At 62.5% G+C, this 12,605-nt stretch carries 11 protein-coding genes; 2 read left to right on the forward strand and 9 right to left on the reverse strand.

The features are described from left to right. Positions 1–24: 24 nt before the first annotated feature. Positions 25–468: a hypothetical protein gene (locus ACZ50Q_RS10585; RefSeq protein WP_464081459.1), complete on the reverse strand. Its 444-nt coding sequence runs from the start codon at positions 466–468 to the stop codon at positions 25–27. Between the two features lie 185 nt (positions 469–653). Between ACZ50Q_RS10585 and ppk2 the strand changes: the two genes are divergently transcribed. Beyond that, positions 654–1,913: a polyphosphate kinase 2 gene (gene ppk2, locus ACZ50Q_RS10590; protein WP_464081460.1), complete on the forward strand. Its 1,260-nt coding sequence runs from the start codon at positions 654–656 to the stop codon at positions 1,911–1,913. A 60-nt stretch (positions 1,914–1,973) separates the two neighbouring features. Here ppk2 and ACZ50Q_RS10595 read toward each other — a convergent pair whose 3' ends face one another. The 8 genes from ACZ50Q_RS10595 to ACZ50Q_RS10630 all read right to left on the reverse strand — a co-directional run bounded on the left by ACZ50Q_RS10595 (position 1,974) and on the right by ACZ50Q_RS10630 (position 11,550). Further along, complete coding sequence (locus tag ACZ50Q_RS10595) at positions 1,974–4,871, reverse strand: SNF2-related protein (protein ID WP_464081461.1); 2,898 nt, start codon at positions 4,869–4,871, stop codon at positions 1,974–1,976. 7 nt (positions 4,872–4,878) lie between these two features. Further along, the gene (locus ACZ50Q_RS10600) at positions 4,879–6,786 is read right to left on the reverse strand and encodes a hypothetical protein (RefSeq protein ID WP_464081462.1); all 1,908 of its coding nucleotides are present in this window, start codon (positions 6,784–6,786) and stop codon (positions 4,879–4,881) included. Then, on the reverse strand, positions 6,783–7,997 hold the full coding sequence (locus ACZ50Q_RS10605; protein WP_464081463.1) for a hypothetical protein: 1,215 nt from the start codon (positions 7,995–7,997) through the stop codon (positions 6,783–6,785). Before ACZ50Q_RS10605 ends, ACZ50Q_RS10600 begins: the two co-directional genes overlap by 4 nt. 464 nt (positions 7,998–8,461) lie before the next feature. Continuing rightward, positions 8,462–8,815 carry a DOPA 4,5-dioxygenase family protein gene (locus tag ACZ50Q_RS10610; RefSeq protein ID WP_464081464.1) on the reverse strand — a complete coding sequence of 118 codons (354 nt, stop codon included), beginning with the start codon at positions 8,813–8,815 and terminating at the stop codon, positions 8,462–8,464. Between the two features lie 16 nt (positions 8,816–8,831). After that, on the reverse strand, positions 8,832–9,194 hold the full coding sequence (locus ACZ50Q_RS10615) for a translation initiation factor Sui1 (protein WP_464081465.1): 363 nt from the start codon (positions 9,192–9,194) through the stop codon (positions 8,832–8,834). Next, complete coding sequence (locus ACZ50Q_RS10620; RefSeq protein WP_076520232.1) at positions 9,194–9,577, reverse strand: RNA-binding S4 domain-containing protein; 384 nt, start codon at positions 9,575–9,577, stop codon at positions 9,194–9,196. Before ACZ50Q_RS10620 ends, ACZ50Q_RS10615 begins: the two co-directional genes overlap by 1 nt. Positions 9,578–9,709: 132 nt before the next feature. Continuing rightward, positions 9,710–10,699: a tripartite tricarboxylate transporter substrate binding protein gene (locus ACZ50Q_RS10625; RefSeq protein ID WP_464081466.1), complete on the reverse strand. Its 990-nt coding sequence runs from the start codon at positions 10,697–10,699 to the stop codon at positions 9,710–9,712. Further along, on the reverse strand, positions 10,696–11,550 hold the full coding sequence (locus ACZ50Q_RS10630) for an amidohydrolase family protein (protein ID WP_464081467.1): 855 nt from the start codon (positions 11,548–11,550) through the stop codon (positions 10,696–10,698). Before ACZ50Q_RS10630 ends, ACZ50Q_RS10625 begins: the two co-directional genes overlap by 4 nt. Before the next feature lie 109 nt (positions 11,551–11,659). Here ACZ50Q_RS10630 and ACZ50Q_RS10635 point away from each other — a divergent pair, with 109 nt between their 5' ends. Continuing rightward, positions 11,660–12,550, forward strand: coding sequence for a LysR family transcriptional regulator (locus ACZ50Q_RS10635; RefSeq protein ID WP_092580064.1), 891 nt, complete (start codon positions 11,660–11,662; stop codon positions 12,548–12,550). Positions 12,551–12,605: the final 55 nt, after the last annotated feature.

The raw sequence follows: 12,605 nt of genomic DNA on the forward strand, positions 1-12,605 counted from the left end.
CTGTAAAGACTCGTTCCAGCCCCGTCAATCGGCGCCAGCGCGCCGCCAGGCGACCCATTCGCCTTCGCCCTCGAAGTGGCGCGGGCCGCGCGCGGCGGTGGCCAGGCCGGCCCGCAGGACTTCCAAGTCCAGCCCCGGCAGGTTGCGCAGCAGGGCGGGGGGCAGATGGTCGACGTCCAGCACGGCGGCGTCGAAATCCATCCGCATCAGTCCGCCGCCGTCGCTGGGCACGCGCACGAACCACAGGCCTTCCATGTAATCGCCGAACCAGGGGTCCGGATAGATCGCCTGCGTGAACAGGAATCCGAATTCGTGGATGTCGCTCCACGGCCAGAACTCCTGCAGCCCCATGGCGCGCGCGAGTTCGCCCGACCGCGTGAGGCCGGCGTCTTCGAACCGCACGGTTTCGCGCAAGGGATCCTCGGGCGCCGGCGGGCCGGCCAGCCATTTTCTGATGAATGACCACATGGCGGTGCGAACTGAGTGACGAAACGCGCAGTGTAATGGGGGCGGGTCGGTGCAAAAATGTTACAACCATTGATCCCCATCAACGCCGCGCGCCCAGCGGCGCGTTAGGGTTGGAGTTTTGCCTGACGGGTCGCCGGCGACTGGCCGCCCTGGCCGGGCAATCATGCGCAGCAAGGACAGGATCAATGACCGACAAGACATCTCAAGCCCTCGAACAAGACGCCGCCACCGCAGAAAAGCGTGCTGCCGGCACCGCGGGCGCTGCCAAGCGCACGGCGAGCGGCCGCCGCGCGCCCGCCAAGCGTTCCGCGGGGGCCGTGGCCGGGAGCCAAGCGGCCTTGAAAGCCGCCGCGGCGCCTGACGCCGCGCCCGAGGGGCAGCCCGCCGCCGGGACCGTGGCCGACGCCGGGACCGCCGCCAACGCCGCCGCAGAACCCGTCGTCGAAATCCGCAAGCGCGTGGCCGCGCGCCAGGACGCGGCGCGGCAGGAGACCGTGGCGGTGCTGGCCGACATTGCGGGCCGCTATCGGGTCGGCGAGCCCGGGCAGGCCCATGAGGCCCTGCGCAGCGTCATCGACGAGCTGTCTGCCGACGACGCGCAGGCCGTGCATCGCGCGCTGCTCGAGGCCAATAGGCAGGCGCCTCGCTCGCGCCGCAATCCGGACGACGAACTGGCGGTGGATTGGCGCGAAGGCATCTACCCATACCGCCACCGCATGCTGCGCCGCAATTACGAAAAGCAGAAGTACCAGCTGCAAGTCGAGCTGCTCAAGCTCCAGGCCTGGGTCAAGGCCACCGGCCAGCGCGTCGTGATCCTGTTTGAAGGCCGCGACGCGGCAGGCAAGGGCGGCACCATCAAGCGCATGATGGAACACCTGAATCCGCGCGGCGCGCGCGTGGTCGCGCTGGAAAAGCCGTCCGATACCGAAAAGGGCCAGTGGTATTTCCAGCGCTACGTACAGCACCTGCCGACCGCCGGCGAGATCGTCATGTTCGACCGGTCCTGGTACAACCGCGCGGGCGTCGAGCGCGTGATGGGCTTTTGCACGCAGGACGAATACCTTGCGTTCCTGCGGCAGACGCCCGATTTTGAGCGCCACCTGGTCAGCAGCGGCATCATCCTGATCAAGCTGTGGTTTTCGGTCAGCCAGGAAGAGCAGCGCCGCCGCTTCATGCAGCGCAAGGTGCATCCGCTCAAGCAATGGAAACTGAGCCCGGTGGACCTGGCGTCGCTGGACAAGTGGGACGACTACACGCGCGCCAAGGAAGCCATGTTCGCGCATACCGACACTGCGGACGCGCCCTGGATCGTGGTCAAGTCCGACTGCAAGAAGCGCGCGCGGCTGAACGCCATGCGTTATGTGCTGAGCCGCGTGCCGTACGAAGGCAAGAGCGACGATCCGCAGATGGCGATCGATTCGTTGATCGTGGGACGGGCGCTGTAGCGATGCGAGCGCCATAGAGGTATCCGGCCTCCCATTGTGAAGATGAGAGGCCGGGTTCAGTCAGATCTGGTCAGTGGGTCGGTCCCATCTTGGCAGGTGCCGAGCCGTGCCGAAGCTGTTGTCAATAGTTGGGACAAAGACAGTGGCTCTGCGGGGCGTCACGGCGTCGATCTGAATCTCGTCGTCTCCATGGCTCGCGAGCGTCGAGATAAAAGCTCCATCCACAGCCGAATCGCTTTGAAGTTTGCGCTGCATGACAGCGTCGATCTGTTGGCGCTCGACGCTATCGACGAGGTGCGGATAAGAAATGTGCAGTTTTGGCGCATCGTTCGGTGCCACCGTCAAGCGACGTTCGATTTGGCCGAAGTAGCGATCTACCCGACCCACTCGCTGTTCCAGATCTCCGGGCGTCCATGCCAGACCGTAGTGCATCACCCGATCACAATATAGATGCAGGTTCACTCCTTCGCGGATGGTGTCGGTCCCAATCATGACGTAGGGCATGCCGGGGGTGTTGAACTGCTGAATCGCACGCTTATTGCCGCCGCCTCCGCCAGTGATGCCAACGACGGGATCCAGCGCATGGAGGAAATCGAAATCGTCCTGGCCGGCGCGTTGCTGCAAATTACTACTCATTGCCTCGCCTATAGCTGACGAGAAGATCAGTTCATACTGGGTCGTCCATGCATGCCAGATGCCACGCAGGCGCACTGCGTCAATATCTTCGCTGTTCAGCCATCGCACGAAGGCGTCCAACATCGTTCCGCCACGTCTCCGAGCTTGCCTGTCCGCGCAACACAGGTCTAACAGGGTGTCGGTTAGCCGCAGATACTGGCTAAGCACCGAACTGATTACCTGCCTCCATAGGAGCAGCTTGCAGCAAGTCTCCCCCACTTTCGAACCCGGGAGAGCAAGGTTCTCCCCTTGTTCAGACTCCTCCACGCGATCCCAGAGAGACGCAAAGCCCAGCAGATTCTTGTCGACTCGGTCGTCAGTCTTCTCCGTGGCTTCTCCTTGATGCACGGCGATTTCCTTGACGTAAACGTGGCGGAGCACGTCGCGCCAAAAGGCAGCTCTTTCATCCGAGAGCTGAAAGACCGAATCGGCATGCCGGTCCAGGCAATGCCAGACCAGATATCGAAACTGAGCGCGGCGGTGGCGCTTGCCGTTCCGAGTTGCGAAAGCATGAGATTCTTGCCAAAGCGGGCGTGGTATGCGAGCGACGGCGTCGTCCACAGTGACACCGCCCTCGCTGCATAGACGCAAAAACCAGTTTTGTTCGAAAAACAGCGCATGTCTCTGTCCGTCGTCGAACGTCGCCCGGAATTTGTGGAGCCAATTCTGGGTGCGCAGAGCGACCCGAAATTTGTTGGTGTCGTCTTCGTCCTCGCCTGCTTCGGTAGTCTCGTAAGGCATTCCAGCATCTTCGGAATGCTCGTTGACCGGCTCATCAACGGCGGGAAAGCCCGTTTCCCAGTTCAACGGCTCGTTCCACACTGTCGCGCAGCGGGTTTCGATCGACGACAGATACCGTTGCATTATCCGCTGTCGTAGAACCTTTACGCTGCTGATCCGGCGGCAAAACACCAGCGTCTTTACGCCGCCAGCCAGTCCGCTGCTTCTGTCGCCCAACGCGTAAAGTGAAAGATCTTCTTCCACCGCATCCACCTTAGGGTGAGGCAGCGTCAAGTTGAACTGCTTGTGGAAGTCGCCGGCCAGCGCGCTGACAAGTTCCGAATCCGGCGCCGTGGTTTCCTGGGGGCGCACATGTGCTTCGTTGTGAAAGTCCGACTGATGCGCTTCGGGATCCTGCGCCTCGTCCCTCGCCTGGATCGGTGCGCGCTGTTCTGATTGCCGCCGCCGCTTATGATTACGCAGTGACTCTTCCAGGCTCTCGAAGGAGGCCATATATCCGCTGCGGAATCGGTTGCCGCGACCTTCCAACAGATCGACCAGCCGTTTCTGGACCAGCGCGACGGAAAGAATGCCAAGAGGTGACTCGCATGCGATGGCGAGCGACTCTCGGTCTTCGTGGCGGTAGTCCGTTTTGTGAAGCGTCCGTTTGCCAATTTGAAAGGTCCTGGGACGGCGGATCATGTATTGCTTCAAGACTTGTCGCAATGACTTGTAGTTGCCGGCGTCCGCCAGCTTGTCCTGGGTGATCAGTTCGCCTTTTCCCGGATACCTGTTCAGTATCGTCGCAATGTTACCCACTCCGGAGTGCGCCGGAGTAGCGCTCAGGAAGAGCCAATTTTTTCCCCTACCAGCCAGGATATTGTGAAGCACGTCGTTGGTCTGATTCTCGTTGCGTAGGCATTGGGCTTCGTCGACGATGATCAGGTCGAATTCGATGTCTTGTTGCTCCAGCCAGGCATTCACCCGTGTCGCAAATACGGTGTTGAACCGGTAGCTTCGGTCTTCGACGGGACCGCTCGGGACATGTTGTGGAAACGTGTCGATGTGGGTAAGGCCGAGCCTTGCAACTGCGCCGCGCCAGTCGGTCTCGTTTGTCGGAAGGAAGATCGGCCGGGTGAAGCTCGGATGACGCAGCAAGTCGATTCTCGGCAGGCCATCGTCTTCAGATCTCTTAAGGTCTGCCAGCCAGCTACACAGGTTGCCACGCTGCACCATGTGGAGTCTTGGTTCCCCCTTCCACACCAGTTCTCTAAAGCGATCGAACTCTTTTCTCCACCCGTCTTGCACATTTTCGCGCGGAGTTATCACCAAAATCCTTGCGGCGGGATTCTGGTTGATGAACCATGCTGCCACGCCCAGCGCCTGCATGGTCTTGCCAAGGCCCACTTCGTCCGCAAGGTAGGCAACGCCACGCTTGCGCAGGATGTTGCAGAGCGCGGCAACGCCTTCCGTCTGCAGCCTGATCATCGATTCGCCCGCATTGAATTTGCGTTGGCATCCGAAGTCCAGTAGCGCTTCGATGTTTTTAGTTGAGATGATCATGTCGTGCCTACTTCTTCAGTCTCGTCATGTACCAGTCGAGGATGTTGTCGCTATTGTCCGCCAGCTTCCTGACGCGCAATTCATCCTTCAGATCCACAGCGACCTCACGTTGGAGCGCTTTGAATTCGGATTTGAGCGCACGCTCTATTGCAGCGATTGGGATCAGTCGTCGAAATGGTGCGATCAGGGCCAAGCATTCTCCGAGCACAACTAATTTGGCGGCACCCGGGAAACTGCCATTCTGGACGGCTATGGCCAATGCGCGCACGCTGGCAGGTCTTCCCGCCAGCAAGTCGAGAATGCGATCCTGGCGGTCGCCGGCCTCTTCTAGTTCAATTCGAAAGGCCTTGGCTGCTTGGAAGAAGAGGAAGAAATCGAATGTGTCGGCGGACGGATCGGATTCCGCGGCGGAGCCAGACTTTTTTTCCTTTTCATCGTCTTCGTCGCCGGGTTCCTGCGTATCGCCGCCGTCGTCGTGTCCATCGTCGGAAGGATCCGTGCGCGTTTTCCAGGCGTCCAGAATGTCGTTGGTGCTAAGCGGCTTTCCGTATTGGCGCGTGGAGTTGTCCAGGTTGACTTGGGTAACTGCGCCTTCCAGCCGGTGTTCTTGCCAAATGAGGTGAAAGGTATCCGCCTTCAGATCCGCTTTCAATTTTCCTTTGGACTGCTTGGCCGACACGAGCACAGGGGCAAGGTGGCGGGCGAGTTGCAATTCCACGGAGTCTTGCCCTATTTCGCCTTGCAGCTTCCAGGAATACTGGGCGGTCTTCCAGTCATATTGAACGAACACGTAGAAGGGCCACGGTTGGGGGGCGTCTTCATCAGTACTGGTCGGTGGAAGATCTTGGGCGGGCAATGTCTCCGTCGGCGGCCATTCGAACTTGGCAAGATCAAACAGCATGCTTTCCACGTTGCCGACGCGAGCTCCGGCATTGTCCAGCCAGAATTGGCCGCGTTGCGTGAAGTTGCAGGAACCGACGCCGGTGACTATTCCGTGGTGCGTGCAAAGTTCATACAGCTTGAGATGGTAGAAGCGGCCCGCTTTCGCGGTCCATTTCTGCAGGTCCGGACGGTGGTCTTCTTGCGCGAACGCTTGAACGGTATCCTTGCCCAGATTGGTTCGGATAAATTGTTTCGGCGCCGGCGACGCCACTAGTGAAACCGGAATGCCCGCCAACGCCGCCGCACTCGCTTCTGCGTCCCCCCAGTAGGGTGATGCCGCGCGAAGCGAAGATATTGCTCCATATTTTTCGTTGATAAAGCCCCACATTGAACGGTGCATTGGGGAGAAGTAAAGGCTAACGCCCCGCCGGTCAGTCGAATCCGCGCCATCGGCGCCATGCGGAGCCATCTTGCTTCTGCGCGTTTGCAGCCCTTCGAGCGCATGAAGTGCTTGTCCAAGCGGGTCGTTGGCCACTTCATTTCCTACCTGCTCTTTCAACCAGCCGAGGAATTGCTTGGTCGCTTCCGCCGGTTGTTCGCTGTGGGCATGCGCCCAAGTATCAGCGAATCCTTCGCAGTTTCGGCCCCACCCGGACAGGCTGAGGTTGGCGGACGACGATGCGACATATAGCCACCGAGTCCCCGCAGCATCACGTCCTATCAAGAAAATGTTCTTGGGATGAAACAGGCTTCCTGGCACGAGAACAGGGTATTGCGTGTAGCGGAACGGCTCGCGGCTGGCCTTCAATTGGGAAGGGTCGTAAAACACGCCGACCTGTGTCTGCAGCAACCCGCGATGCACCTGCTGGTTACGCGTTGTGCGGGGCACGTGCGGTTCAACGCCGAAAAGCGCGGGAAGTACATTCTGTTCGAAGAAATCGCCGTTGAAATTGAAGCTCGTAAATAGCGCGACTTCGAGCTTTTCAAAGACCTTGGCTACGGAGGCGAGCCTCTCGCGGATCAACAGGCTCATTTTTTTCCCTTGGATACAAGCTGAATATGCAGATCACTGAGCGCGCCCAGATAGTAGGTATATCGCCAAGCCTGGGCGGGAACTAGGTTCCAGTCTGCGGGAGCATCGAGCGACAGACGGCAATCAAGCCTGCCGTTTTCTTCGATGGATATCCAGGGAGCGACGCGTCGGGCTCGGCTGATATTGGCGTGATGTTCGATTAGTGATTTGACAAACTCCAGCTTGCTGTCCAAGTTCAAGCTCAACAGTGCTTCCACGCGCTTTGCGGCGAGGTTCGAATAGGATCCTGACTGGCGGAATAGGTTGCTGGCGGCGCTCAGATGTTTCAGGTTGATCGGGATGTCGGCGGCGACCAGGCGCAAATCGGTGTATTCCGAGCAGCAAATGAATTCAAAGGCGGCGTCGAGGGTCGCCAAGAACTGCTCACAGCGAACAATGTTCGTGAGTGTTTCTTTGTGCTGGGGAAGCTGCGCGATCGCCTGTTTGACGAATTCAGCGATGTCGGTCGCAGGATGGGTGAGCGTAAGCGACGCGACGTCGATAGTTATCTGGGAGTCCGTTGGAGTTACGAATGTGCTCTTGATGAGTCCCCTGAACGGCAGCCGCCTGACGAGTTCAGAAAAACTGACGACGAGGCGATGGTTTTTCCTTATTGCAAGCGACAGGCGCAACCCAGCAGGCGACTGCAATAATTTCGCTATGTCTCTGAAGAGATCTTTGATGAACAGTGAATTACTGCGGATGTCGTGCAGCAGCCTTTCCGAAGCGATGTGATTATCGTCTGTGATCAAGCCAGCCTGCTTCGCGGGCCCTCGATATAAGCCCCAGACGCCGTTGGCGGATTGGTTATCGAGCAGGCGGGCCTCTGGGCCTAAGCCTATCCACAGACCTGGCGCTCCGGAATATAGTCTCTGCCTGCCGGGAAGGAGCCAGTCTATCTCCGCGGTGCGGCACGCCCGTGCAAATGCCTGTTCAAGCAGGATGAAAAAATTGGGCAGATCATTCTTTGAGGCGTTGAATTGCCTTGCGTATTCCGGCCACCACGCAAGTGCAACCAACAGGATATGGAATCCCTCCGCGCGTCGGCTGGCTGCGGTCAGATGGGGAACTACGTCACGAGCGCGGTGCTGCCAGATGGGCTGAGTTCCCAACGGATCGCGGCCGCTAAGAGGGAGGGACAGGTGCTTGTCTTCGTCAGTGATGGTCAGCATCTTATGGTTCTAAGGTTGGTGCAGCCTTGCCCTGATATGCGCTGAACCATTATTCACCGAGTATTTTGAATTAATGAATCTCGATGGATTGCGCGGTTCGCGCCGCACGCGGCAGAGTCGCAGAATTCTACGGATTGCGCGGGAGAATTATTTGGTGGGTAAGCCAGCCGATACTGCCCTTATTCGAGAATTTGTATGGCAGGTGCACGCCATCAATCAACAATTGCGTGTCTTTTTTGTGGGGGCGAAAACGGAGGAGGGGGCGAAAGCGGACAAAAAAAGCCGTCCCGATTCTTGGCAGGAACGAACTCAACTGCGAGCCTGCTTATTTAGGACGACCGCCGCTTGCCTTGCAGGCTGCTGGAGAAACGTGCGCTTGAGTTCTTCTAAAGGCGGACCGGAACTAATGAGACGGTGTAATGTGATAAACCGGCTACGAGCGGGTGGTTTTTTCCGACCCAGCGTCACCCGCCCAGCGCCGCCAGATTCAGCACATGGCTGCGCCCGATCCACACGGCGCAATCGCGGTGGTCCCGCAGCGCATCGCCGGTGTTCGGATGCATGAACACGTCGAGCGCGCCGCGGTTCAGCGTGAGCCAGGTCGCGATCTCGGCCAGGTGTTCCGGCGCAAAGGCGATCTGGTAGCTCCACTGCGGATGCGGGCCCACGGGGCGCTCATGGAAGCGCCCCATTTCCATCTTGCCGCCGAATCTGTCGACCACGCGTTCGCGCAGCGCGAACGCGGCGTCGCGGGTGGCGGCGTCGAAGTACACATGGGCGTGCCAGCTGGCGACATCGGTCACGGGAATATCCATCATCTCGGGTCGTTCCGGTTCAGCCGCCCGCGCGCTTGGCGCGGTGGCCTTGTTTGGCGAGCGCGTCGAGGATGCGGTCGCAGTGGTCGCCCTGCACCTCGATCACGCCGTCCTTGACGGTGCCGCCCGAGCCGCAGGCGGTGCGTAGCTGCTTGCCCAGGGCGTTGAGCGCGTCGGGCGCCAGCGCCAGGCCGCGGACCAGCGTCACGCTCTTGCCGCCCCGGCCCTTGGTTTCGCGGGAAACGCGCGCCACGCCGTCGCCGGCGGGCGTCGCGCGCGCAGCCTCCTGGCACAGGCATTGTGCGATGGGCTGGCGGCACTGCGGGCACATGCGCCCGGACTCGGTGGAATAGACCAGGCCGCCGGCGGCGCTGCGCTTCATCAGCCTTCCCCTCGCATCCGGTCGATGAGCCGGCGGTCCCGTTTGGTGGGGCGCCCGGCCTCGATGCCCAGCGCGGGCTCCGGCGCGAGGCGGCGCATTTCCGCGGCGCGCTCGCGCGCGGCGATGCTTTCCGGGGTTTCCTCGTAGAGCTGGCGCGCGACCGGCGCGGGCCCGCGTACACCGCTGACGGCCACGACGCGCACCTGCACGGCGGGATCTTCCTTGCGCACCGCGACCACGTCGCCCGCGCCGACTTCGCGCGCGGGCTTGGCGGGCTGCCCGTTCACGAACACGCGGCCCTTGCCGATTTCCTGCGAGGCCAGGCTGCGCGTCTTGTAGAAGCGCGCCGCCCAAAGCCATTTGTCGAGCCGGATCTTGTCCATCCTGCGATTTCCTGCGGTAAAGCTGTCCAAGCCGCCATGATAGCCCCGCGCTCGCGGCCCAAAAAAAACGGCGCCCCAAGGAGCGCCGCAAACCGGCTACGCGGTCTCCGGGCCGTGCTGGCCCGGCAGTACTCAATCCAGCTTCAGTCCGGCTTCCTTCACGACGCGCTGCCACTTTTCGATCTCGGCGCGGCGGAACGTGTCCAGTTCGGCGGGGGTGGAGCCGATGGGCTCGGCGCCGATGCCGGCCAGTTGTTCGGCGATGGCGGGGTCCTTCAGGACCTTGGCCAGCGCCTGCGACACCTGGTCCACGATGGCCGGCGGCGTGCCGGCCGGGGCGAACACGGCATTCCATTCATAGGTTTCGTAGCCCGGCACGCCGGACTCGGCGATGGTGGGCAGGTCGGGGGCGGTCTTGGAGCGCTGCGTGCCGCCGACGGCCACGGCGCGCAGCTTGCCGTTCTTCACGTGCTGCCAGGCCGAGCCCATGCTGGCGAACATGACCGGGACCTGGCCCGACATCACGTCGATCATGGCCGGGCCGCCGCCCTTGTAGGCCACGTGCTGCAACTGGGTCTTGGCGAGCAGGTTGAACAGTTCGCCCGCCAGGTGCTGGGCGGAACCGGGCCCCGCGGAGGCGAAGTACACCGGCTCCTTGGCGCCGGGCTGGCCCAGCTTGATCAAGTCGGCCACGGTCTTCACTTCGTACGAGGGCGTGACGACCAGCACGTTGGGCACGCGCAGCAGCAGCGACACGGGCGCAAAGTCCGCCAGCGTGTCGAACTGCATCTTTTTGTGCAGGGCGGGGTTCTGGGCGTGGTTGGACGCATCCAGCATCAGCGTGTAGCCGTCGGGCTTGGCCTTGGCGACCACCGCGCCGCCGATCATGCCGCCCGCGCCGCCGCGGTTTTCAATGACGACGGGCTGGCCGAGTTCGGCCGCGAGCTTCGGGCCGATCAGGCGGGCCACCACGTCCACGGTGCCGCCGGGCGGATAGGTGACCACCAGCGTCACCGCGCGCTCGGGGTAGGCGGCATGCGCGGCGCCGGCCGCGCCGGCCAGCAGGCCCGCCGCGGCGCACAGGGCGCTGCGGCGCGCCAGGCGTTTGAAGAGAGGGTTCATGGTGTGTCTCCTTGGAATTGGAATAGCCGCAACGGCGTGTCGGCAAGCACGGCGCGTCGTTGCGCGGGGTCGTCGATCCAGGCGTCCAGCCACTGCGTGGCCGCGGGGTAGGACGCGAGGTGGCGGTGTTCGGTGTGGGGCCAGTCGCTGCCCCACATCAGTCTTTCAGGGGTGTAGGCGTCCAGGAGCTGCTGCGTGGCAAGCCGGCCCGACGCGGCGCAGGCCGGGGCCGTCCAGTTGCGGTAAGGCGCCGACAGCTTGACCCAGACGCGGCCGCTGTCCGCCTGTTTGAGCAGGTACTGGAAGCCCGCGTCCAGGACGCCGAGCGCCGGATCCGGGCGCCCGAAATGGTCCACCACGATGCGGCAGCCGGCCGCCAGCAGGGCGGGCAGCACGCCGTCCAGGCGCGCCGCCTGCAGGTGCACTTCCACATGCCAGCCCAGCGCGTTGACGCGGGCGAGCAGCGTCTGCCAGGCCGGCGTCTGCAGGGCGGGCAGCTCAAGCCCGATGAGGTTCAGGCGGATGCCGACCACGCCGGCCTCGGACAGGGACTGCAATTCGGATTCGGCAACGTCCGGCGCCACCACGGCCACGCCGCGCAGGCGGGCGGGACAGGCGCGCAGCGCCTCGGTCAGGTGGCGGTTGTCGGTGCCCAGGAAGCTGGGCTGGACCAGCACGCCATGGGTCAGGCCGTACGTATCCAGCAGGCCCAGGTATTCGGCCAGCGTCGCGTCGTAGTCGGGCGTGTGGCGGCGCGCGTCGGCAAGCGCCAGTCCCTGGTGAAAGACGTGCGCGTGGGTGTCGACGGCGCCTGGAATGGGCGAGGGCAAATCGGTCTCCTCGTTCTGCATGCCGGTTCAGAGTCGGCGATGCACTTTGTCATGCTCTTTTGTCGGCATTCTAGGAAGTCGATGTATAGTTTTCCATTCTGGAAAATCGAATTTTATATATTGAAATGATATGGAAACCCGGCACCTGAGGTACTTTCTGGCCGTGGTCGACCACGGCAGCGTCAGCCGCGCATCGGACTGGCTGGGCATCGCGCAGCCCGCGCTGAGCCAGGCGCTGACCCGCATGGAGAAGGACCTGGGCGTGCGGCTGTTCGAGCGTTCGCGCCAGGGCACCACGCCCACGCCCGCCGCGCAGGCCATCCTGGAGGACGTGCGCGCCAGCGTGGCGCGCATCGACGCCGCGGCCCGGCGTGCGCGGGAGATCGGGCGCGGCAGCGCGGGCCAGTTGACGGTCGGACTGGTGTCCTCGGCGCTGTTCGACACCTTGCCCCGCGCGCTGCGCGAGATGCGCAGGCAGGCGCCCGGCGTGCGCATCATCCTGCGCGAGATGAGCAACGCCGAACAGGCCGAAGCCCTGCAGACCGGAGAGATCGACATCGGCTTGATGCACACGCCCGTGGCGGTGGGCGGGCGCATGCGCGAGCGCCAGTTGCTGCGCGACCGGCTGGTCGCGGCGGTGCCCGACGAATTCGAGCTGGGCGCCGACGGCCAGGTGTCCATGGCGCAGATCGCGCAGGCGGGACTGGTGATGTACCCGCAGTCGCAACTGCCCAACTTCTATGCGGAAATCCTGGACGCCATGCGCAAGGGCGGCCACGATGCGCACGTGGCGCAGGAGGCCAACCGCACGCTGACGGTGCTGTCCTGCGTGGCGGGCGGGTGCGGCGTGGCCCTGCTGCCAAGCTGGATCCGGTCGATGGACTTTCGCGGCGTGCGCTTTTGCGAAGTGCGCGACGGCGAACGCCTGCCCAGTTTCGACCTGAGCGCGATCTGGCCCGCGCGCAGCGTGCCCACGCTGGCGGACATGTTTGCCAATCTCGACCTGGGGCAGCGGGGGTGATGCGCCGAACTCCTTTCATCCTGCCTTCAACTTCATTCAAAAAGACTTAAGCCAG

The organism is Achromobacter sp. T5-5 (genome assembly GCF_055397965.1).